Below are 20,158 nucleotides of genomic sequence, written 5' to 3'. Positions count from 1 at the left end.
CCACGGCCCCGGCCTCCGGCCACGGGTCCCACGCCGGGCACCCCGACTGGGAACGCCCCATGCGCCGCCTCGCCGCACGCCACCAGGTCCTCGCCATCGAGATCATCGACCCCCGCGAACTCGACCTCCCCGACGTCGGCCTCGTCGAGATGACCGACCCCGAGACCGGAACCGTCCACGAGATCGTCCTCAGCCGCAAGGTCCGCGAGCAGTACGCCGCCGCAGCCGCCGCGCAACGCGAGCGCACCCGCGAGGCGATGCGCCGCAGCGGCGCCCACCACCTCGTCCTGCGCACCGACCGCGACTGGATCGCCGACATCGCCCGCTTCGCCCTGCGCCAGCGCCGCGCCGCAGGCCGGTCCGCCGAGCGAAGCTCGTCCCGGCGGGCGGGGGCTGGAGGACGGTCCGTCACCACCGCGGGAGCGCGTCCATGACCTTCCTGTCACCCGAACGCCTCTGGCTGCTCGGCATCCTGCCGCTCCTCGGCGCGGCCTACGTGCTGCTGCAGATGCGCCGCGGCAGGCACGCCGTCCGCTTCACCAACCTCGCGCTGCTGTCCCAGGTCGCGCCCAAACGACCCGGCTGGCGCCGGCATGTCGCCGCCACCCTGTTCCTCATCATGATCGCCTTCATGATGATCGGGTTCGCGCGCCCCGCCGACTCGGTCAAGGTCCCCCGCGACCGCGCCACCATCATGGTGGCCGTCGACGTCTCCCTGTCCATGATGGCCAGGGACGTCTCCCCCAGCCGCTTCGAGGCCGCCAAGGCCGCCGCCAAGAACTTCATCGGCGAACTCCCCGAACGCTTCAACGTCGGCGTCATCGGCTTCGCCGGCAACGCCAACCTCGTCGCCGCGCCGTCCGCCGACCGCTCCGCCGCCGTCGCCTCGCTGGACCAGCTCGCCCTGGCCAAGCGCACCGCGATCGGCGAAGCCGTCTTCACCTCGCTGCAGGCCGTCCGGTCCTTCGACGCCGAAGCCCGCCAGGACCCGCCGCCCGCCCACATCGTCCTGCTGTCCGACGGGGACAACACCACCGGGCGCACCGTCCAGGAGGCCGTCGACGCCAGCCGCGTCGCCCAGGTGCCCGTCTCCACCATCGCGTTCGGCACCCCCTACGGCACCGTCGACATCGAAGGCGAGACCACCAGCGTCTCGGTCAACAAGGAGACCCTGCGCACCCTCGCCGACAGCACCGAGGGCAAGGCCTACGAGGCCGCCGACGCCGACCAGCTCCGCGAGGTCTACGCCAACATCGGCAGCTCGCTCGGCTTCGAGATCGAGCACCAGGACGTCGCCGCCCGCTACATCGGCATCGCGCTGCTGTTCGCGCTGTCCGCCGGGGGCGCCTCGCTGGCCTGGTTCTCCCGCCTGCCCTGACCGCGGGCCCTGACGGCGGGCGCCGCGGCGCCGGGACCCGCCGAACGCTGATACGGTCTGCCGACGTGGGGGAACACTATTTCGCCGAACGGCCGGACGCCGCCACCCGCCGCCGTTCCGTCGACCTCGTCCTGCCCGACCTGCACCTGCGGCTGGACACCGACAGCGGCATGTTCTCCCCCGACCGCATCGACCCCGGCACCCGCGTCCTCCTCGAAACCGCGCCCGATCCCCCAGAGTCCGGGGACCTCCTCGACCTCGGCTGCGGATACGGGCCGATAGCCCTCACCCTGGCCAGCCGATCGCCGCAGGCGATGGTTTGGGGCGTGGACGTTAATCAGCGAGCCCTCGTTTTCGCTGAAAGCAATGCACAAGCCGCCGGCCTTGACAATGTAAGGTTCACGTTGGGGGACGAGCTCGACCCGGGTCTCCGCTTCGCCGCGATCTGGTCCAACCCGCCGATCCGCATCGGCAAGGCCGCCCTGCACGACCTCCTCCTCGCCTGGCTCCCCCGCCTCACCCCCGGCGGGCTCGCCCACCTGGTCGTCCAGAAGCACCTCGGCTCCGACTCCCTCCAGCAGTGGCTGGAGGGCCAGGGCTTCCCCACCGAGCGGATCGCCTCCCGGTCCGCCTACCGCGTCCTGCGCGTCGCGCCCCGCACGGAAGGCCGAACCCCTTGACCACCCCCGGCCCCGCGCAAGGGCGCAGGCAGCTGCGCCCCACCGACGTCAAGCGCCTCAACCGCGACTGGCGGCGCCGCACCGACGCCCGGCTGGGCCTGCTGGTCGAATCCGTCACCCAGCCGTTCAACATGGGCTCGATCATCCGCAGCGCCGCCGTCTTCGGCGTCGAGCGCCTCTGGCTCGCCGGCAACTCCACTCCCCCCACCCACCGGAACGTCGCCAAGACCGCCCTCGGCACCGACCGCCTCGTCCCCTGGGAACACGCCGGCACCCCCGCCGACGCCGCCGGTGCCGCCCGCAAGGAGGGCCTGCGCGTCGTCGCTGTCGAGCTCACCACCGACGCCGTCCCGCTGCACGAGGCGCCCCTCGACGGCGATGTCTGCCTCGCCGTCGGCGGAGAGGACCACGGCTGCTCCCCCGCCCTGCTCGCCGCCGCCGACACCGTCACCTACATCCCGCAGATCGGACGCGTCGGCTCCCTCAACGTCGCCGTCGCCACCGCCGTCGCCCTCGCCGAGGCCCGCCGCCGCGAATGGAGCGGCTGAACCCGCGCGGCGGCTCTCCCAGGACTGACGCCCCCGCCGCCGGGCGTTAGGATCCTCCCGTGCAGTTCCTCATATACGCGTAGGACGCCCCCGCCGCCGCTGTGAACGCGACGGCGGCCTCCGGCGTCCCCGTAAACCGCCCCACCTTGGGCTATTCTGAGGAACTCCCCCGTGACTGCGTCATACGCGGCCGTCCTGCGCACCCCGCACGCGTCCCGAACCTTCACCCTGGCACTGCTGGGACGCCTGTCCTATGGGACGGTCTTCCTTTCCCTGACCCTGGCGTTCACCGCGTCCACCGGCTCCTACGCCCAGGCCGGCGGCCTCCTGGCCCTGCTCGGCCTCAGCGTCTCCGTCCTGACGCCGCTGCGCGCCGCCCTCATCGACCGGCACGGGCCACGCCGCGCCCTGCCCCCGATGGCCGCCGCCTACACCCTCGCCCTCGCCGCCCTGGCCGTTCTCACCTGGCGCCCCGGCGCGCCCGTCGCGCTGCTCGCCGCCCTGACCGCCGCGGCCGGCCTCACCGCGCCTCCGGTCGGCGTGGTCATGCGGACACTCTGGAAGGGACTGCTCCCCGACGGCACGCTGCTCCAGCGCGCCTACAGCCTCGACACCGTCGCCGAGGAGTCCGCGTTCGTCACCGGCCCGCTCCTGGCGGGGCTGCTGGCCGCGGCGGCCTCACCGTCCCTGGGGATCGCCGTCAGCGCCGTCCTGGTGGCCGCCGGCACCCTCGGCCTGTGCACCTCCCCCGCGGCGGGCCGGCGTCCGGACGGGCACCACCGGGCCCGGCGCGCTCCCGCCGTCCCGCTCGCCCCCGCCGTCGCCGCCGCGGCCACCGGCGTCGTCCTGGGATCGACCGCCCTGCTGGCCGTCGCGTTCACCCGGCAGCACCACGAGCCCGCCGCGGTCGCCTGGGTCGAGGCCGCGCTCGCGGTCGGCAGCACCCTCGGCGGCCTCGCCTACGGCGCTCTGAGCAGGTCGTTCCCGGGGCGCGGCCGTCTCGCCGCCCTCCTGTGGCCGCTCGGCGCCGCGCTGGCGGCAGCCGGGCTCGCGCCGTCCGTCACCGTCCTGGCCGTGCTGGCGTGCGCCGCCGGGCTCTTCATCGGCCCGGCCCTCACCACCGCCTACCTCATCGCCGACGCGGCCGCGCCGCCGGGGGCGCGGACACGCGCGGCGGCCTGGGTCAACACCGCGCTGAACCTCGGCGCCACCGGCGGGACGGCGGCGACCGGCGTCCTGCTGAACACGCTGCCGCTGCCGGCCTGCTACGTTCTCGCCGGCGCACCGGCCGTCCTGGCCGCCGTGCTCGTGCTCGGTTTGCCGGAACGGCAACGCGGTTTGTGGAATCGCGGCGGCAGCGCGCACCATCGGGGCATGGAGCAGACCACTGACCAAGAGTTCTGGGACGCCCGGTACGCCGGCAACGACCACCTGTGGAGCGGCGAGCCCAACGCCATCCTCGTCGAGGAGGCCGCCGGACTCGAGCCCGGCACCGCGCTGGACCTCGGGTGCGGCGAAGGCGCCGACGCCATCTGGCTCGCGGGCCGGGGATGGAGCGTCACCGCAACCGACGTCTCCGGCGTCGCCCTCGGACGCGCCGCCCGGCACGCCGAGGACGCCGGCGTCGCCGACCGCATCGACTGGCAGCGCCACGACCTCGGCGTCTCCTTTCCCGAGGGCCTCTACGACCTGGTCTCGGCCGCTTTCCTGCACTCCCCCACCGAGGGGATGCCGCGGGAGCGGATCCTGCGAGACGCCGCCGCGGCCGTCGCGTCCGGCGGGACCCTGCTCGTCCTCGGGCACGCCGGGCCCCCGCCCTGGGACCCCGACGCCCATCCCCACGTGCATCTGCCGACGGCCGACGAGCTCCTGAAGTCCCTGGAACTGCCCGACGCCGACTGGGAGGTGCTGCGCAGGGGCGAGCACGAGCGCGTCCAGACCGCCCCCGACGGACGCGTCATGACCCGCATCGACAACGCCCTCATGCTCCGCCGTCGCGCGAGCCGAGACTAGGGGCGGGCGGTCTGGTCCATGACTAGGAGCGGGCGGTCCGGTCCATCAGGGCGGCGAACTCCTCCAGGGAGATCTTCCCGTCGCGATCGGCGTCGGCGGCCACGACCACCTCCACGGCACGGGTGCCGGTGATCTCCGCACCGAGCGCGGTCATCAGCGTCTTCAGCTCGTCCGTCGAGATGTACCCGTCGCCGTCGGCGTCCACCAACTCGAACGTCGCCCGGTAGTCGTTCACATCCGCCATCGTGCGCACTCCCTCGGTGATCGGTTCGCGGGCCTGACGGTAGCAGTGCCATCCGGCCCGCGGCCTTTACGTAGTAAGGTCAAGCCTGGCGGAGGGGTCCGCCATAATCGGACGGGTGCGCCGCTACGAGTTCCTCGACCACCCGGGGCCGATCGCCTTCGCCCACCGCGGCGGTGCGGGCGGCGGCCCCGAGAACTCCATGGCCGCGTTCCAGCGCGCCGTCGACCTCGGCTACCGCTACCTGGAGACCGACGCCCACGCCACGTCCGACGGCGTCGTCGTCGCCTTCCACGACCGCACTCTGGACCGCGTCACCGACCGCACCGGCACCATCGCCCGGCTCCCCTACTCCGAGGTCGCCAAGGCCCGGATCGGCGGCACCGAGCCGATCCCCCGCCTGGAGGAGATCCTCGGCTCGTTCCCCGCCGCCCGCGTCAACATCGACATCAAGGACGCCCCGGTCATCGGCCCGCTTGCCGCGGCGCTGCACCGCGCCGGCGCCTGGCACCGGGTGTGCATCACGTCCTTCTCCACCCGCCGGCTGGCCCAGATGCGCGCCCGGCTCCCCCTGTTCACCGACCGGGACGTGTGCACCGCCCTGGGCCCGCGGGGCGTGATGGCGCTGCGCGCCAAGTCCTACGGCGGCCCGACCGCCAAGCTGATCCGCCTGGCCGACACCGGCGTCGCGTGCGCCCAGGTCCCCTACGGCCTCGGCCCCGTCCCGTTCGTCACCGAGTCGTTCATCGCCCGCGCCCACGAGCTCGGCCTGCGCGTCCACGCCTGGACGGTCAACGAGCCCGCCGACATGGAACACCTCCTGGACATCGGCGTCGACGGCATCATGACCGACGAGATCACCACCCTCCGCCGCATCATGACCGCCCGCGGCCTCTGGCCCGGCGCACCCGCCGCGGACTGACCCACCGGATCGGAACCGGGGCCCCTCCGGAGGTCAGTGCCTGAAGCCGGGCGGCCGGTACTCGGCCGCGATCCGCATCGGAGCGGCCTGCGGACGCTCGGCCTGCTGCGCGGGCTGCTGCGCCTGCGTCAGATCGAGGCGCCGCGAGCGCACCAGTTCCAGCAGCTCCAGATCCTCCGGAGACACCAGGGCGGCCATCACCCTGCCGCGGCGCGTGAGCCTGACGGGATCGCCGGTGTAGGCGACGCGGTTGACCAGGTCCGCGAACTGGGCACGTGCTTCGGTAACCGGAACATCCACGTGATTCATCGTATAGCGAAACCCCGGATCGTCCGCTGGCCGACCCGCGCGGCCCGCATTAGGCTCCATATGTACGCAGTGTACGTTCTGTACAGATCATCGAGGAGGACACCGTGAGCGGCGAACCGAAGCCCTGGGACGGGGACCGGCGGGCGGAGACCTACGTGGCGCGGTCGCGGGCCAGTGTGGCGGACCTGCCGCGGCTGGCGGACGCGCAGCTCTACGAGCGGCTGCTGGCGCAGCGGATCGTGTTCCTCGGGACCGAGATCGACGACCAGGTCGCCAACCGGGTCAACGCGCAGCTGCTCCTGCTCGCCGCGCAGGACGCGCGGCGCGACATCACGATCTACATCAACTCGCCCGGCGGGGTCGTCGACGCCGGGATGGCGATCTACGACATGATGCAGTTCGTCCCGAACGACATTTCCACGGTCGCAATGGGCATGGCCGCCTCCATGGGCCAGACGCTGCTGTGCTCCGGGACCGCCGGCAAGCGGTACGCGCTGCGGCACGCGCGGGTGATGATGCACCAGCCGCACGGCGGCATCGGCGGCACCGCGTCCGACATCAAGATCCAGGCGGAGCAGTCGCTCTACCTCAAGCGGACCCTGGCGGAGCGGACGGCGTTCCACACCGGGCAGACGCTGGAGCAGATCGAGGCCGACGGGGACCGGGACGCCTGGTTCACGGCGGACGAGGCGCGCGACTATGGTTTCGTCGACCATGTCATCGACAGCACCGACCGGGTGGGCACATGACACGCGCGGAAAGGCGCTACCTCGTCCCGGAGTTCGAGGAGCAGACGAACTTCGGGCGCAAGGACACCAACCCCTACAACAAGCTGTTCGAGGACCGCATCGTCTTCCTCGGCGCGCCGGTGGACGACATCAGCGCCAACGACGTCACCGCGCAGCTCCTCGCCCTGGAGGGCATGGACTCCGACCGGCCCATCGCCCTGTACATCAACTCGCCGGGCGGGTCGCTGACGGCGATGCTCGCGATCTGCGACACCATGCGCTACGTCGCGCCGCCGATCGAGACGACCTGCGTCGGGCAGGCGGGGTCGGCGGCGGCGGTGCTGCTGGCGGCGGGCTCGCCGGGCCGCCGGGCGGCGCTCACCGGCGCGCGGATCCTGCTGCACGAGCCGGCGATCGAGGTGTCCCGCGGCTACACCACCGACCTGGACATCCAGGCCCGGGAGGTGCTGCGGCTGCGGGCGCAGACCGAGGCGATCGTGGCGGAGACGACCGGCCGCGACCCCGAGACCGTCCGCCGCGACCTGGACCGCGCGCGCTTCTTCACCGCCGCCGAGGCCAAGGACTACGGGCTGATCGACGAGGTGCTCACGTCCCGTAACTAGGGCCGGCGTGGGACGTTTCCGCCGGACGGCCCGGTGCGGCCGGAAACAGCAGGGTTGGATCATGCCTGGTGCGGGAATCTTTGTCACCGTGTTCAGCGTTGGTCAGGGCAAGACCGCAAGCCGTCTGGGAGGCACGTGACGATGGCCGAGCGCGCACTTCGCGGCACCCGACTCGGAGCGACGAGCTACGAGAACGATCGCAACACCGATCTCGCCCCTCGGCAAGAGGTGGACTACACCTGCACCAAGGGCCACCGGTTCACCGTGACGCTCGCCGCCGAGGCCGAGGTGCCGATGACCTGGGAATGCCGCAACTGCGGCGCCACGGCCCTGAGGGTGGACGGGGAACTGCCGCAAGCCAAGAAGGGCAAGCCGCCGCGCACCCACTGGGACATGCTCATGGAGCGCAGGACGGTCGAGGACCTGGAGGAGGTTCTGGCCGAGCGACTGGAGATCCTGCGGGCGGGGCGCAGGAAGTCCGCATGAGCGACTGAGATTTCGAGCGGGACGGGCCCGTACCGGCGACGGTGCGGGCCCGACCCATGTCCGGGGCCCGCAGGCGGTCGGTGCCGGGCGACGGTCACCGCGTGCGGGGCAGGACGAGGCCGCTCTCGTAGGCGGTGACGACGGCCTGGACGCGGTCGCGGAGCCCGAGCTTGCGCAGGACGCGGCTGACGTGGGTCTTGACCGTCTCCTCCCCCACGAGGGGTGCGGCCGGAATACGGCTGAAAGGGGCCGCGGGTTGATCGCTGCTGGCTAGGGTGATCGGCGTCGTGTTGGTGGTGTCGGGGGTTATGGGTGACCTCGGTCGATCGAACTGCGTACCCGGGGTTTGCCAGGGTGGTGTCGGCGCGTGAGTTGGCGGAGTCGTTCACGCCGACCGGGGCCGAGGTCGAGTGGGCGCGTGGCCGTACCCAGGATGAACGTCATCTGCTGGCGCTGGTGGTGTGGCTGAAGTCCTACCAGCGGCTCGGCTACTTCCCGAAGGTCGAGGATGTCCCGGCGGTCGTGGTCGACCATGTTCGCGGTGTGCTGGGGCTGGACCAGGACGTGGAGCTGGAGCGGGCGGCTACGCGATCGGCCAAGCGGCATCGCGAGTTCGTGCGTCAGCGGCTGGGGGTGGCCTACGAGGCGGCCTGGGTCCGGCAGGTCGCCGAGGAAGCGATCCGTAAGGCGGTGCAGTCCAAGGACAACCCGGCTGACCTGATCAACGTGGGGTTGGAGGAGCTGGTCCGCGCACGGTGCGAGCTGCCCGGGTACACCACGCTGGACTCGATGGCCTCGGCGGTCCGCGCCGAGGTGAACACCGGGTTCTTCCAGCTGGTGGCCGGGCGCCTGGACGTGACTGCGCGGTCCCGGCTGGCTCGGTTGCTGGTGGTCGATCCGGTCAGCCGGCGCAGCGAGTTCGACCGGCTCAAGGACGTGGCGAAGGCGGCGTCGCTGGGCAAGTTCAAGGAACGGCTGGCGCTGCTGGCCGACATCGAGGCGATCGGGCCGACCGGGGCGTGGCTGGAAGGTGTGCCGCCGGGCAAGGCCGCGCACTTCGCGGGTGAGGCCCGGGTCACCGACGCCGCCGACATGCGCAAAGTTGAGCGGCTGCTGGGAGCGTTCGGCGACGTCCTGTCGGTCGTACGCGAAGCCCTGGCCACCGGCGACTCCGGCGACTCCGGCGACGAGAGTGAAGACGGCGCGGCTGGTGAACCGCAGCCAGGACCGGTCACGCCGGTGGCGGTGCACGAGGTTGCCGAGCGGGCCGGGCGGCTGGTGCTGAAGACGTTGGAACAGGCCGGTGGCGTCGATGCGCTGGCCGGCGCGCACGAGGCGGTCTCGGCGCACCACGGCAACAACTACTTTCCGCTGCTGGACCGGCACTACCGCTCCCACCGCTCCGCCCTGTTCACCCTGGCCAGCTCGATCGAGCTGGAGGCGACCACGGCCGAGCGCAGCGTGTTGGAGGCGGTGGAGTTCCTGCGCGCGTTGCGCGGCGCCAAGGCCGCGTTCGTGCCCGAGGAGATCACCGTGGAACGGCCAGGCCCCGCCGGGGATCGGGTGAAGGTGCGGCTGCGGATCGACGTGGACGTCTTCGCCTCCGGGCAGTGGCGCAAGATCCTGCGGGACAAGAACCGGCCGGGGATGCTGGTGCGCCGCCACCTGGAGGTGTGCGTGTTCTCCTACCTGGCGGCCGAGCTCCGGTCGGGCGACATCGCGGTGGCCGGGTCGGATTCCTACGCCAACTTGCACGACCAGCTGATGTCGTGGGAGGAGTGCCGGCCGTTGGTGCCGGCGTTCTGTGCCCAGGCGGGCATCCCGGCCGAGCCGGGCGCGCTGACCGCGCACTACCGCGACAAGCTCGCCGCCACCGCCGCGGCGGTGGACACGGGCTATCCGGGCAACACCGATCTGCTGCTGGAGGGCGGACGGCCGGTGCTGCGCCGCCGCAAGGGCAGCGAACGGCGGCCCGCGGCGCTGGCGCTGGAGGCCGCCATCCACGGCCGGCTGCCGCAGCGGGCGCTGCTGGACATCCTCACCCGCACCGCCTACCTGCTGGGCTGGCACCGCCACTTCGGCCCCGCTTCCGGCTCCGACCCCAAGATCCGCGACGCCATGGCCCGGTACGTGCTGACCGCGTTCGCGCACGGCACCCTGTTGGGCCCGACCCAGGTCGCCGCGCACATGCGCGGGCAGGTGAGCGTGCACGAGCTGTCGCTGGCCGGGAACAAGCACACCACCGCCACCAAAATCGACAAGGCGTCGGTGGACGTCATCAACGCCTTCAACAAGCTCGATGTCGCCAGCGTGTGGGGCGATGGGAAGACGGTCGCGGCCGACGGCTCGCAGATCGACACCTGGGAGAACAACCTGCTGGCCGAGACCAGCATCCGGTACGGCGGATACGGCGGGATCGCCTACCGGCACGTCTCCAACACCTACATCGCCCTGTTCAGCAGGTTCATCCCGTGCGGGGTGTGGGAGGCGGTCTACATCATCGACGGGCTGCTGCGGAACAAGTCCGACATCCAGCCCGACACCATCCACGCCGATACCCAAGGCCAGGCGCTGCCGGTCTTCGGGTTCGGCGCGCTGCTGGGCTTCGACCTGCTGCCCCGCATCCGCAACTGGCACGACCTGATCTTCTACCGGCCCGACGAGGGCACCCGCTACGCCCACATCGACACGCTGTTCGGCAACGAGGTGGTCGACTGGGAGCTGATCGAGAACCACTGGCCCGATCTGATGCGTACCGCGATCTCGATCCGGGAGAACAGGCTGTCGTCGGTGACGCTGCTGCGCCGGCTGGGCAACCACTCCCGCAAGAACCGCCTCTATCGCGCCTTCCGCGAGCTCGGCCGCGCGATCCGCACCATCACGCTGCTGCGCTATCTCTCCGAGCCCGAACTGCGTGAGCAGATCACCCTGGTCACCAACCGCAACGAGGCATTCCACGGTTTCGCCGACTGGCTGATGTTCGGGGGCAAGCTCATCGGTCACAACGACCCCGACCACCAGGAGAAGGTGGTGAAGTTCAATGAGCTCATCGCCAACTGCGTCATTTACTCGACCGCCTGCGACATCACCGATGCCGCCAACGACGTCGCAGCCGAGGGCCAGAGCGTCGATCTGGACGACCTGGCCACCGTCTCGCCCTACATCACCCACACCGTCCGCCGGTTCGGCAACTGGGCACTCAACCTCACCCCGCCCGACCAGGCCCCGGCCACGCGGCTCGACCTCGAACCCCGCGTTCTGTTCGCACCGAAGACCTGACGGGCTGCCGGCGCCTCAGCGTCACTGTGCCGGTGAGGGCCTCAGCGGCGAGCTCCCCGCTCTCGGCCGCGATGTCGAGACCGGGCGGCGGCCCGGCCGCCTCCAGCCCATCGGTGGTTCCACCGGGCACGTACGGCGGTCCAGTCGCCCGGGTCGGCGACTTCGACGCATGTCGGCCGTCACGGGGTGTTGCTTCGCGGTGTGCCCGGACGGCGCCGGGCGTGCGGATCGTGTTCGGCGGTGACCGCGGCCGAGGTCTGCTCGCCCAATCGGACGTACCGGCCGAGGCTGGCCAGATGCAGGTGCCGGGGCTTGGCCTGCAGTTCGGCGGCGGTGCGTCCGGCGGCTGCCAGCCGGGTCAGCGCCGAGTGCCGCAGCTGGTGCAGCGTCCATCCCGCGCCGTGCGGATCCAGTGCGGCCGACGCGGTCTTGAACAGGTATTCCGCGCGCGGATACGACAGTCGGCCGCGGCCGGTGACCGGGCAGAGGTCCGCGGCCGCCGGCGCCCGGGGGCCGGAGGTCGGGGCGCGCCGGTCGGCCAGGAACACCGGCCCAGTGGTGCGGCCTTTGAGCAGGCGGGGCAGCAGGCGGGCGGTGCCGGCGGCCCAGTGCACGTACTCGATCGCCCCGCCCTTGGAGGTCACCCGGGCCCGGCGGAATTCCAGGTCTAGGTCCTCGATGTTCAGCGACAGGATCTCCTCGGCGCGCGCGGCTGTCTCGTACAGCATCCGCCACAGCATCCGCTCGCGCAGCGGATGGCGGTCGTCGCCCAGCAGGCGCTCCACCCGGGCGTGCGGGATCGACTGGTCCCCGCGCCGAGCCGGGCGGCGGCGTTCCAGCCGCCGCGTCGGGTTGGTCGCCAGCAGTTCCTGGCGCTGTGCCCAGGCGGTGAACGACACCAGCGCCGACAGGTGACGGTTCCACGTCGCCGCCGCCGCGCGGTTCCATCGCCGCATCACCGCCGCGTAGTGCTCGGGCTCCAGGGGCGTCGACCGGATGGCCTGGGCCGGTGGCCGTGACCAGGCGCGCGAGGGTCTCGGCGTAGCTGGCCCGCGTTGTGGCGACCGGGATCGCTTCGACGAACCGGTCCACCGCCGCCGCAACGGACTCCCGGCCCGACTCCGGGGCGGGCTCCGCAGCCGGCCCGGTGGCGGGTGCCCGCGCCGGGGGGTCGGGGAACGCGACGACCGACACCGGCATCAACCCCCAACATCGATGTGACACATAACGTTTCCGATTCGCCTGCGCCGCGGCGGGCGGCGAGCTGGGCGGACGTGAGTCAGCGAAAGCCAGTGTGACAGGTAATGCAGATTATGTGTCGCTGGGGATGGACGCCTCACCACCTCGCTATATCACCCAGCGTGCACACAACAATACTTTCAGTGTGTCACGGGGTGGTGATCTGCCTCTGGGTGGCCTTGCGGGTCCCCAGGCTGAACCGGCGGCCCTGTGGGCGCATCGGTGGGGACCCTCCCCACTTGGAGGGAGAGCGGACGACGCGGCCCGCGTGAAGGTCTGGCCGTGCCGCTATCCCGCACTGTCGGCGACCCCGGAAGGGCCGGGACCGAGCGAAGGTGAGGTGGCGGAGTGCGTCTGACTCCGCATGAACGGGAACGTCTGATGATCCACGTGGCCGCGGATGTGGCCCGTCGGCGTAAAGCACGCAAGACTCCGCTCAATTATCCGGAGGCGGTCGCGTTGATCACCGCCTACGTGCTTGAAGAGGCCCGGGACGGCCAGAAGTCCGTCGCCGATCTGATGCACCCGCTGCCCTCGTCGGTGATTGAGCGCGCGGATCTCATGCCGGGCGTCGCCGAGATGCTGTCTGGCATCCAGGTCGAGGCGACCTTTCCCGACGGCACCAAGATGGTCAGCATCCGCCATCCCCTGCCGCCGATGGCCGTGCAGCCGGTCCCGGAGGCGATCTCGCAGGCGGTGCCGCCCCCGGTTCATCCCGGGAAGGTCGAACATCCCGCCGGCGCCGGGCCTGTGGTCTTCAACCAGCACCTGCAGGGCGCGGTCGTGACCGTCACGGTCACCAACACCGACGACCGTCCCATCCAGGTCGGTTCCCACTACCACTTCTACGAGGTCAATCCCCTGCTCACCATCGACCCCGACCGCGACGACGCCTACGGCAGGCGTCTGAACATCCCCTCCGGCAGCTCTGTGCGGTTCGAACCCAATGACACGTTGCAGGTCGAGCTGGTGCCCATCGAAGGCGACCGCATCGTCATGGGCCTGCGCGGCGAGGTCGGAGGCAAGCTCTGATGTCCACTCCACCGCCCCTCGATCGGCATGCTCCGCTGAGCCGCGTCGACTACGCCGCCCGGTTCGGCCCCACGACCGGGGACCGCATCCGTCTGGCCGACACCAACCTGCGGATCGAGGTCACCCAGGACTGGTGCGGCGGTCCCGACCACAGCGGCCACGAGGCCGTCTTCGGCGGCGGCAAGGTCGTCCGCGAATCGATGGGCCAGTCCTGCGCGCCGCGCGACTCCACGACGGCAGGCGCTCCCAGGCCGCCCGACACCGTCATCACCGGCGCGGTCATCCTGGACCACTGGGGCATCGTCAAGGCCGACGTCGCCATCCGCGACGGCCGCATCGTCGCGCTCGGCAAGGCCTACAACGACGAGACCATGGACCGGCTGCACGACCGGCACCCGGACGCCACCGACTTCCTGATCGGCCCGGAGACCGAGGTCATCGCCGGCAACGGCAAGATCCTCACCGCGGGCGCGGTCGACACCCACGTGCACTTCATCTGCCCCGACCAGGTCCACGAGGCGCTCGCCTCCGGCGTCACCACCCTGATCGGAGGCGGTACCGGCCCCGCCGAGGGCAGCACCGCCACCACCGTCACGCCCGGCTCCTGGCACCTGGCCCGGCTTTTCAAGGCGCTGGACGCCTTCCCGGTCAACATCGGGCTGCTCGGCAAGGGCAACACCATGTCCCTGGAGTCGCTCCACAACCAGGTGAAGGCGGGCGCCTTCGGGCTCAAGATCCACGAGGACTGGGGCGCCACCCCTGCGGCGCTGCGCCAGTGCCTGGCGGTGAGCGCGGAGACCGGAGTGCAAGTGGCCCTGCACGCCGACACCCTGAACGAGGCGGGCACGGTCCACGACACCATCGCGGACATCGGCGACCACCCCATCCACGTCTTCCACATCGAAGGCGCCGGCGGCGGCCACGCCCCGGACATGCTCACCATGGCGAGCCTGCCGAACGTGCTGCCCGCCTCCACCAATCCCACCCGGCCCTTCACCGTCAACACCGTCGACGAGCACATGGACATGGTGATGGTCGCCCATCACCTGAACCCGCAGGTGCCGGAGGACGAAGCCTTCGCCGACTCGCGGATCCGGCCCGCCACGATGGCCGCCGAGGACATGCTGCACGACCTGGGCGCCATCTCGATCATGTCGTCGGACTCCCATGCGATGGGCCGCATCGGTGAGATGATCATGCGGACATGGCAGACCGCGCATGTGATGCGGGGCCGGTTCGGTCCGCTGGCCGGCGACAAAGGCGGACCCGGCGGGGCCGACAACCAGCGCGCTCGCCGCTACATCGCGAAATACACGATCAACCCGGCCCTCGCCCACGGTATCGAGCAGGAGGTCGGCTCGGTCGCGGTGGGCAGGCTGGCCGACCTGGTGCTGTGGGAACCGAAGTTCTTCGGTGTCAAGCCCGACCGGGTGATCAAGGGTGGCCAGATCGCCTACGCCCAAGTCGGCGACCCCAACGCCTCCATCACCACCCCGCAGCCGATCCTGCCCCGCCCCGCGTGGGGCGCGACCGGCAGCGCCCCTGCCGCCAACTCGGTCAACTTCGCCACCGCGGCGGCCATCAACGCCGGACTGGCCGGCTGGACCGAGGTGAGCAAGCCGTTCACGGCCATCGGCAGCACCCGCCAGGTCTTCAAGGCGGACATGCGGGAGAACGACGCCCGCCCGCTCATCGAGATCGATCCCGATGGCGGCGAGGTGAGGATCGACGGCCAGGTGGTCGACGACAACGAGTACGCCACCGAACTGCCGATGGCGCAGCGGTACTTCCTGTTCTGACCGTCCCCGCACCCTGCCGCAGGGCACCCGACCCGCACCGGACCATGAAAGGTGAACCGCGCACGATGAACCGCGCCGCCCTGCTCGTCCTGGCCGACGGCCGCTTCCCCGCCGGCGGGCACGCCCACTCCGGCGGCGCCGAGGCGGCCGTCACCGCCGGGCGGATACGGGACGCGGCGGGCCTGGAGGAGTTCTGCCGCGGCCGGCTGCACACCAGCGGCCTGGCCGCGGCGGGCCTGGCCGCCGCGGCCGCCGCCGGCTGCGACCCGCTCCTGCTGGACCGAGCCGCCGACGCCCGCACCGCCGCCCCCGCCCTGCGCCAGGCCGCGCGCAGGCTCGGCCGGCAACTGCTGCGAGCCGCCCGCACCGCTTGGCCCTCGACCGACCTCGACGCCCTCGCGGCGGCGCGGCCGCAAGGCGCTCACCAGAGCGTCGTGCTCGGCCTGGCCGCCCGCTCCGCCGGCCTAACCCGGCTGGACGCGGCATACGCGGCGGCCTACGACAGCGTCAGCGGCCCGGCCACCGCCACCGTCCGGCTGCTGAGCCTGGCCCCCCTCGACGCCACCGCCATCCTGGCCCGCCTGGCCGCCGACATCGACCACGTCGCGGCGCTGGCCGCCGATGCCGCGCAACGCGTGCCCACCGAGGGCGTGGGGGCGCTGCCCGCCGCCTCGGCGCCACTGCTCGACATCAGAGCCGAACAGCACGCCGCCCGCCCGGTACGCCTGTTCGCCTCCTGACCTTCTCCTCTGACCTTCTCCTCTGTCGTCCAACCAAGGGACCAGCCATGCACCTGCACCCCAACCACGCCTTCCCGGAAAACCACCCGCAAGCCCCGGACGACTCCGGCGGGGCCGCGCACCGCCCCGGCAAGCGTCCCGGCGGCCGCCGCCGCGCCCTGCGGATCGGGCTCGGCGGGCCGGTCGGCACCGGCAAGACCGCCACCGTCGCCGCCCTGTGCCGGACGCTGCGCGAGCAGCTGTCCATCGCTGTCGTCACCAACGACATCTACACCCGCGAGGACGCCGAGTTCCTGCTGCGCGAGGCCGTCCTGCCTGCCGAGCGCATCAAGGCGGTCGAGACCGGAGCCTGCCCGCACACCGCCATCCGCGACGACATCTCCGCCAACCTCGAAGCCGTCGAGGACCTGGAAGAGCGCCTGGGCCCGCTGGATCTGATCTTCATCGAATCCGGCGGCGACAACCTCACCGCGACCTTCTCCAGAGGCCTGGTCGACGCGCAGATCTTCGTCATCGACGTCGCGGGCGGCGACGACATCCCGCGCAAGGGCGGCCCCGGCGTCACCGCCTCCGACCTGCTCGTCATCAACAAGACCGACCTCGCCCCCTACGTCGGCGCCGACCTGGAGGGCATGGCCCGCGACGCCAAAACCCAGCGCGGCGACCTGCCCGTCGCCTTCACCGCCCTGAAAACCGAAGACGGCGTCACACCCGTCGCGCACTGGGTCCGCCAGCAACTCACCGACTGGACCACCAGCCCCGCATGACCCACCCACTCCAGACCGCCCCGGTAAGGCGCACCGGCCCCGGCGTCCACGCCACCGCACGCATCAGGGCGACCAGCGAGGCCAACGCCACCGCCCTGCCCGTCATGCACGGTGAGGGCCCCTTCGACCTGCGCTGGAACCACCCACAGGGAACCAGGCGCGGGTGTGCATCATCGGCGCCATGAACGCCCCCCACGGCGGCGACCGGCTGCGCATCGAGGCCACCGCCGAACAAGGCGCCCACCTGCACATCACCACCGCCGCCGCCACCATCGCCCTGCGCGGCTCCACCACCGAACACGCCACCTACGACGTCCACCTGAACGTGGCCGAACAGGCCAGCCTGCACTGGCAGCCCAAACCGCTGATCTCCGCCGCGCGCAGCAACCTCCGCCAGACCTGCACCATCGACCTGGCCCCCACCGCACGACTCTTCCTGCGCGAAGAACAAGTCCTCGGCCGCACCGGCGAACCGCCCGGCCGGCTGACCACACGCCTGACCCTCCGCCATGACGGACACCCGCTCCTGGACCAGCAGACCCAGTACGGCCCGGACGCGCCCGGCTGGGACGGCCCCGCCGTCCTGGACGGCCACCGCGCCACCGGCCAGATCCTCATCGTCGACCCCGCCTACCGCAACCGGCCACCCGACACCCGGCTGCTCGAACTCGACGACCCGGCACACGGGCACGCCGTGCTGACCCCGCTCGCCGGACCCGCTCTCCTGGTCACCGCCCTGGCCCCAGACACGCTGCACCTGCGCCGCCTCCTGGACGCGGCCCATGCCCTCGCGTAACACGGCGAGACCTTCCGATAGCCCGGTCTCATGCCCGACGGGCCCTGCTCCCAGGTGCGGGCCCACAGCAGAACGCCCTCGACTCGGCGACGTGCACCGCGGGTGAGCCAGGCCAGGCCCGGCTGCTCTTGCCGGAACGCGGCCAGCCCAGCGCCGGCCAGCCCGCTCCGCCGGTACTCCCGGCAACGTGCAGGGCTACTCGACCCAGCCGCGCCGGCACCGGCGGCAGACCTGATAATCGACCGCGAACACGAACTCGGCCTCACCCTCCAGACGGGCGGCGCGCTGGCGCCATCCGGGTTGTCTCAGCCGAAACCGTCTCCTGCCACAGCGACTCCAACTCGGGCACGACCGGCCAGCCGCGCCGCTGTCCAAGGCGGCCCCGGCTCGTCCACCACAGAAGCTCGCGGCCCCTTTCTGGCGTATTCCGTCTGCCCCCCACGACGAGGCGGCCGGCGATCTCGGCGTTGGTGAGGCCCCCGGCGACCAGGCGCAGCACGTCGATCTCCCGGGGCGTGAGGGCGTCCAGGACGTCCGGGCCGCGGGACGGCGGCCGGGGCCGCAGGCGGGCGAACTCGCCGATGAGGCGGCGGGTGACGGCCGGGGCGATCAGCGCCTCCCCCGCCGCGACGACGCGGACGGCGTCGAACAGCCGCTCGGCGGTGACGTCCTTGAGCAGGAAGCCGCTGGCGCCGGCGACGAGGGCGTCGTAGACGTGCTCGTCGAGGTCGAACGTGGTGAGGATCAGGATCCGGGGGGCGTCCGGCTCGGCCGTGATGTGGCGGGTGGCCTCGATGCCGTCCATGACGGGCATCCGCACGTCCATCAGCACGACGTCGGGCCGGTGCTCGCGGCAGGCGCGGACCGCGGCGGCGCCGTCGGCGGCGGTGGCGACGACGTCCAGGTCGGGCTGGGTGGCCAGCAGGGCGCCGAAGCCGGCGCGGGCGACCTCCTGGTCGTCGGCCACGGCCACCCGGACGGTCCCGGCGGCTCCCCCGGTCGCGGCGCCCTCACCGATCATGACGTCCCCCCGGACGGGAGCGTCGCCTCCACCAGGAACCCGCCGACCGGGCCGGGACCCGTGCGCAGTTCCCCGCCGGCGGCCGCGGCGCGCTCGCGCATGCCGAGGACGCCGTGGCCGGCGGGTGCGGCACCCGGCCCGGGGCCGGGTCCGTTGTCGCGGACGCCGACGCGCAGTGCCCCGGGCAGGTACTCGACCTCCACGTCGACCGCGGCTCCGGGGGCGTGCCTGCGGGCGTTGGTGAGGGCCTCCTGGACGATCCGGTACGCGGCCAGTTCCAGACCGGGATCGAGGGCGGCGACGCTCCCGCGCAGGATCAGCCGGACGTTCGCGGCGCCGGAGTCGCGGGTCTCGTCGACCAGGTCGAGGAGCTGCCGCAGGCCGGGCTGGGGGCGGCGGGCCGGTGCCCGCTCCTCGCCGTCGCCCGCGTCCTCGCGCAGCACGCCGAGCAGCCGCCGCATCTCGGTGAGGGCCGTCCGGGCGGTGTCGCCGATGGCCAGCAGCCGCTCGGCGCCCTCGTCGGGCATGCCAGGGACGGCGAGGCGGGCGGTCTCGGCCTGGACGGAGATCATCGAGATGTGGTGGGCGACGACGTCGTGGAGCTCGCGGGCGATGCGGGCGCGCTCGCCGCGCGCGGTGTGCTCCAGCAGCGTGCTCTCGAACGCGCGCCGCGAGGCGTCCAGCTCGGCGGCCCTGGCGCGGCGCACGCCGATCCTGCGGCGGACCAGCACCGACCAGACGATGATCAGCGCCGCCAGCGCGGCGACGGCGGCACCGCCGTGCAGGACGCACGCCGCGGCGGTCCCGGCGGTGATCGTGGCGGCGGCGGCGGTGTTCCGGTCCCGGGCCAGGACGAGCGGGAGCGTCGCCGCCGCGTCCACCAGGATCGCCAGGGACAGCACGGCACCTGACCCGTGCGTGCGCAGCACGGCCTCGGCCGCCCCGGCCAGGGCCAGGGACGCGCCCGCCACCGGCCACGGCCCGGGCCACCGCACCCGGCGCCACACCGCGCGCCCGGCCGTGCCGCCACCGGCCGCACCTCCACCGCTCCGCCCCACGGTCGCCATTGTGGCGTGAACGGCGGCGCGGGGGCGTCCCTCTCCAGGGGGACGCCCGCTCCCCCGGTGCCGGGCACCGGAGACCGCTCCGCGGCGGGACGCCCCGGAGCCGCCGCGATCCGTAGCCTTCCGGGCCATGGAGGCAACCATCGAAGTCCGGGCCCTGAGCAAACGCTACGGCCCGACGACCGCCGTGGACGATCTCTCGTTCACGGTCGGCCCGGGGCGGGTCACCGGGTTCGTCGGCCCCAACGGCGCCGGCAAGTCCACCACGATGCGGATGATCATGGGGCTGGACCGGCCCGACGCGGGCACCGCGCTGGTCGGCGGGAAACCGTACCGGTCCCTGCGGACGCCGCTGTGCCGCCTCGGCGCGATGCTGGACGCCTCGGCCGTGCATCCGGCGCGGCGCGCCCGCGACCACCTGAGGTGGCTCGCGCACGCCAACGGCCTGCCCGGCCGCCGGGTGGACGAGGTGATCGAGCTGGCGGGCCTGGCG

General features: G+C 72.4%; 20 protein-coding genes and 2 pseudogenes. 16 read left to right on the top strand and 6 right to left on the bottom strand.

Translation table 11 applies throughout. The features are described 5' to 3' along the window. The 5 genes and pseudogenes from E1281_RS21940 to E1281_RS41345 form a co-directional block, all read left to right on the top strand. Positions 1 to 434: pseudogene (locus E1281_RS21940) on the top strand (hypothetical protein); the annotation flags it as partial. Further along, positions 431 to 1,378: a VWA domain-containing protein gene (locus E1281_RS21935; protein ID WP_131881099.1), complete on the top strand. Its 948-nt coding sequence runs from the start codon at positions 431 to 433 to the stop codon at positions 1,376 to 1,378. The pseudogene E1281_RS21940 and the gene E1281_RS21935, both read left to right, overlap by 4 nt. A 65-nt stretch (positions 1,379 to 1,443) precedes the next feature. Continuing rightward, the gene (locus E1281_RS21930; protein ID WP_131881098.1) at positions 1,444 to 2,058 is read left to right on the top strand and encodes a methyltransferase; all 615 of its coding nucleotides are present in this window, start codon (positions 1,444 to 1,446) and stop codon (positions 2,056 to 2,058) included. Next, positions 2,055 to 2,606 (top strand): TrmH family RNA methyltransferase, encoded by a 552-nt coding sequence (locus E1281_RS21925; protein WP_243717235.1) that lies wholly within the window; start codon positions 2,055 to 2,057, stop codon positions 2,604 to 2,606. The genes E1281_RS21930 and E1281_RS21925 overlap by 4 nt, the downstream gene beginning before the upstream one ends. Positions 2,607 to 2,777: 171 nt before the next feature. Next, entirely contained in the window at positions 2,778 to 4,619 is a 1,842-nt protein-coding gene (locus E1281_RS41345) for an MFS transporter (RefSeq protein WP_207943421.1), read from the top strand. A 22-nt stretch (positions 4,620 to 4,641) separates the two neighbouring features. On the opposite strand, the gene E1281_RS21910 is transcribed toward E1281_RS41345, so the two are convergent. Beyond that, the gene (locus E1281_RS21910) at positions 4,642 to 4,863 is read right to left on the bottom strand and encodes an EF-hand domain-containing protein (RefSeq protein WP_131881097.1); all 222 of its coding nucleotides are present in this window, start codon (positions 4,861 to 4,863) and stop codon (positions 4,642 to 4,644) included. A gap of 115 nt (positions 4,864 to 4,978) precedes the next feature. Here E1281_RS21910 and E1281_RS21905 point away from each other — a divergent pair, with 115 nt between their 5' ends. After that, positions 4,979 to 5,782, top strand: a complete 804-nt coding sequence (locus E1281_RS21905) for a glycerophosphodiester phosphodiesterase (protein WP_243717234.1) — start codon at positions 4,979 to 4,981, stop codon at positions 5,780 to 5,782. A 33-nt stretch (positions 5,783 to 5,815) separates the two neighbouring features. Here the strand turns inward: E1281_RS21905 and E1281_RS21900 are convergent, their stop codons facing one another. Continuing rightward, a complete protein-coding gene (locus E1281_RS21900; protein ID WP_131881095.1) occupies positions 5,816 to 6,082 on the bottom strand; it encodes a type II toxin-antitoxin system Phd/YefM family antitoxin in 267 nt (88 codons plus the stop codon). A 164-nt stretch (positions 6,083 to 6,246) separates the two neighbouring features. Here E1281_RS21900 and E1281_RS21895 point away from each other — a divergent pair, with 164 nt between their 5' ends. The 3 genes from E1281_RS21895 to E1281_RS21885 all read left to right on the top strand — a co-directional run bounded on the left by E1281_RS21895 (position 6,247) and on the right by E1281_RS21885 (position 7,928). Continuing rightward, entirely contained in the window at positions 6,247 to 6,840 is a 594-nt protein-coding gene (locus E1281_RS21895) for an ATP-dependent Clp protease proteolytic subunit (protein WP_165959039.1), read from the top strand. After that, positions 6,837 to 7,442, top strand: a complete 606-nt coding sequence (locus E1281_RS21890; RefSeq protein WP_131881091.1) for an ATP-dependent Clp protease proteolytic subunit — start codon at positions 6,837 to 6,839, stop codon at positions 7,440 to 7,442. The genes E1281_RS21895 and E1281_RS21890 overlap by 4 nt, the downstream gene beginning before the upstream one ends. 141 nt (positions 7,443 to 7,583) lie before the next feature. Continuing rightward, a complete protein-coding gene (locus E1281_RS21885; protein WP_067802035.1) occupies positions 7,584 to 7,928 on the top strand; it encodes an RNA polymerase-binding protein RbpA in 345 nt (114 codons plus the stop codon). A gap of 94 nt (positions 7,929 to 8,022) precedes the next feature. Here E1281_RS21885 and E1281_RS21880 read toward each other — a convergent pair. Continuing rightward, positions 8,023 to 8,148: pseudogene (locus E1281_RS21880) on the bottom strand (LuxR C-terminal-related transcriptional regulator); the annotation flags it as partial. Positions 8,149 to 8,240: 92 nt separating this feature from the next. Between E1281_RS21880 and E1281_RS21875 the strand changes: the two are divergent. Beyond that, positions 8,241 to 11,207, top strand: a complete 2,967-nt coding sequence (locus E1281_RS21875) for a Tn3 family transposase (RefSeq protein WP_131881087.1) — start codon at positions 8,241 to 8,243, stop codon at positions 11,205 to 11,207. A 179-nt stretch (positions 11,208 to 11,386) separates the two neighbouring features. On the opposite strand, the gene E1281_RS21870 is transcribed toward E1281_RS21875, so the two are convergent. After that, on the bottom strand, positions 11,387 to 12,163 hold the full coding sequence (locus E1281_RS21870; protein ID WP_207943419.1) for a site-specific integrase: 777 nt from the start codon (positions 12,161 to 12,163) through the stop codon (positions 11,387 to 11,389). Positions 12,164 to 12,794: 631 nt separating this feature from the next. On the opposite strand from E1281_RS21870, the gene E1281_RS21865 reads away from it, so the two are divergent. From E1281_RS21865 to E1281_RS21845, 5 genes are all read left to right on the top strand, one after another. After that, a complete protein-coding gene (locus E1281_RS21865; RefSeq protein ID WP_131881085.1) occupies positions 12,795 to 13,478 on the top strand; it encodes an urease subunit gamma in 684 nt (227 codons plus the stop codon). Continuing rightward, entirely contained in the window at positions 13,478 to 15,277 is a 1,800-nt protein-coding gene (locus E1281_RS21860) for an urease subunit alpha (RefSeq protein ID WP_131881083.1), read from the top strand. The genes E1281_RS21865 and E1281_RS21860 overlap by 1 nt, the downstream gene beginning before the upstream one ends. A 65-nt stretch (positions 15,278 to 15,342) precedes the next feature. Next, positions 15,343 to 16,017: an urease accessory UreF family protein gene (locus tag E1281_RS21855; protein ID WP_131881081.1), complete on the top strand. Its 675-nt coding sequence runs from the start codon at positions 15,343 to 15,345 to the stop codon at positions 16,015 to 16,017. 47 nt (positions 16,018 to 16,064) lie between these two features. Beyond that, entirely contained in the window at positions 16,065 to 16,784 is a 720-nt protein-coding gene (gene ureG, locus E1281_RS21850) for an urease accessory protein UreG (RefSeq protein WP_131881079.1), read from the top strand. Positions 16,785 to 16,965: 181 nt separating this feature from the next. After that, positions 16,966 to 17,580 carry an urease accessory protein UreD gene (locus E1281_RS21845; protein WP_207943418.1) on the top strand — a complete coding sequence of 205 codons (615 nt, stop codon included), beginning with the start codon at positions 16,966 to 16,968 and terminating at the stop codon, positions 17,578 to 17,580. 262 nt (positions 17,581 to 17,842) lie between these two features. On the opposite strand, the gene E1281_RS21840 is transcribed toward E1281_RS21845, so the two are convergent. Then, complete coding sequence (locus E1281_RS21840) at positions 17,843 to 18,601, bottom strand: response regulator transcription factor (protein ID WP_165959038.1); 759 nt, start codon at positions 18,599 to 18,601, stop codon at positions 17,843 to 17,845. Next, positions 18,598 to 19,659 carry a histidine kinase gene (locus tag E1281_RS21835; protein ID WP_207943417.1) on the bottom strand — a complete coding sequence of 354 codons (1,062 nt, stop codon included), beginning with the start codon at positions 19,657 to 19,659 and terminating at the stop codon, positions 18,598 to 18,600. Before E1281_RS21835 ends, E1281_RS21840 begins: the two co-directional genes overlap by 4 nt. 136 nt (positions 19,660 to 19,795) lie before the next feature. Here E1281_RS21835 and E1281_RS21830 point away from each other — a divergent pair. Next, positions 19,796 to 20,158 (top strand): ATP-binding cassette domain-containing protein (locus tag E1281_RS21830; protein ID WP_131881075.1); only part of this gene is annotated, 363 nt, incomplete at its 3' end.

Origin of the sequence: Actinomadura sp. KC345, from assembly GCF_004348515.1 — a bacterium.
Taxonomy (GTDB): domain Bacteria; phylum Actinomycetota; class Actinomycetes; order Streptosporangiales; family Streptosporangiaceae; genus Spirillospora.
This window is presented reverse-complemented; position numbering and strand designations above follow the sequence as displayed.

Bases quoted from the DNA above. Each gene is read 5' to 3' on its own strand.
- E1281_RS21885 (WP_067802035.1), top strand. From the start codon at position 7,584: ATGGCCGAGCGCGCACTTCGCGGCACCCGACTCGGAGCGACGAGCTAC.
- E1281_RS21890 (WP_131881091.1), top strand. From the start codon at position 6,837: ATGACACGCGCGGAAAGGCGCTACCTCGTCCCGGAGTTCGAGGAGCAG.
- ureG (WP_131881079.1), top strand. From the start codon at position 16,065: ATGCACCTGCACCCCAACCACGCCTTCCCGGAAAACCACCCGCAAGCC.
- E1281_RS21860 (WP_131881083.1), top strand. From the start codon at position 13,478: ATGTCCACTCCACCGCCCCTCGATCGGCATGCTCCGCTGAGCCGCGTC.
- E1281_RS21910 (WP_131881097.1), bottom strand. From the start codon at position 4,863: ATGGCGGATGTGAACGACTACCGGGCGACGTTCGAGTTGGTGGACGCC.
- E1281_RS21935 (WP_131881099.1), top strand. From the start codon at position 431: ATGACCTTCCTGTCACCCGAACGCCTCTGGCTGCTCGGCATCCTGCCG.
- E1281_RS21845 (WP_207943418.1), top strand. From the start codon at position 16,966: ATGAACGCCCCCCACGGCGGCGACCGGCTGCGCATCGAGGCCACCGCC.
- E1281_RS21855 (WP_131881081.1), top strand. From the start codon at position 15,343: ATGAACCGCGCCGCCCTGCTCGTCCTGGCCGACGGCCGCTTCCCCGCC.
- E1281_RS21840 (WP_165959038.1), bottom strand. From the start codon at position 18,601: ATGATCGGTGAGGGCGCCGCGACCGGGGGAGCCGCCGGGACCGTCCGG.
- E1281_RS21870 (WP_207943419.1), bottom strand. From the start codon at position 12,163: ATGCGGCGATGGAACCGCGCGGCGGCGGCGACGTGGAACCGTCACCTG.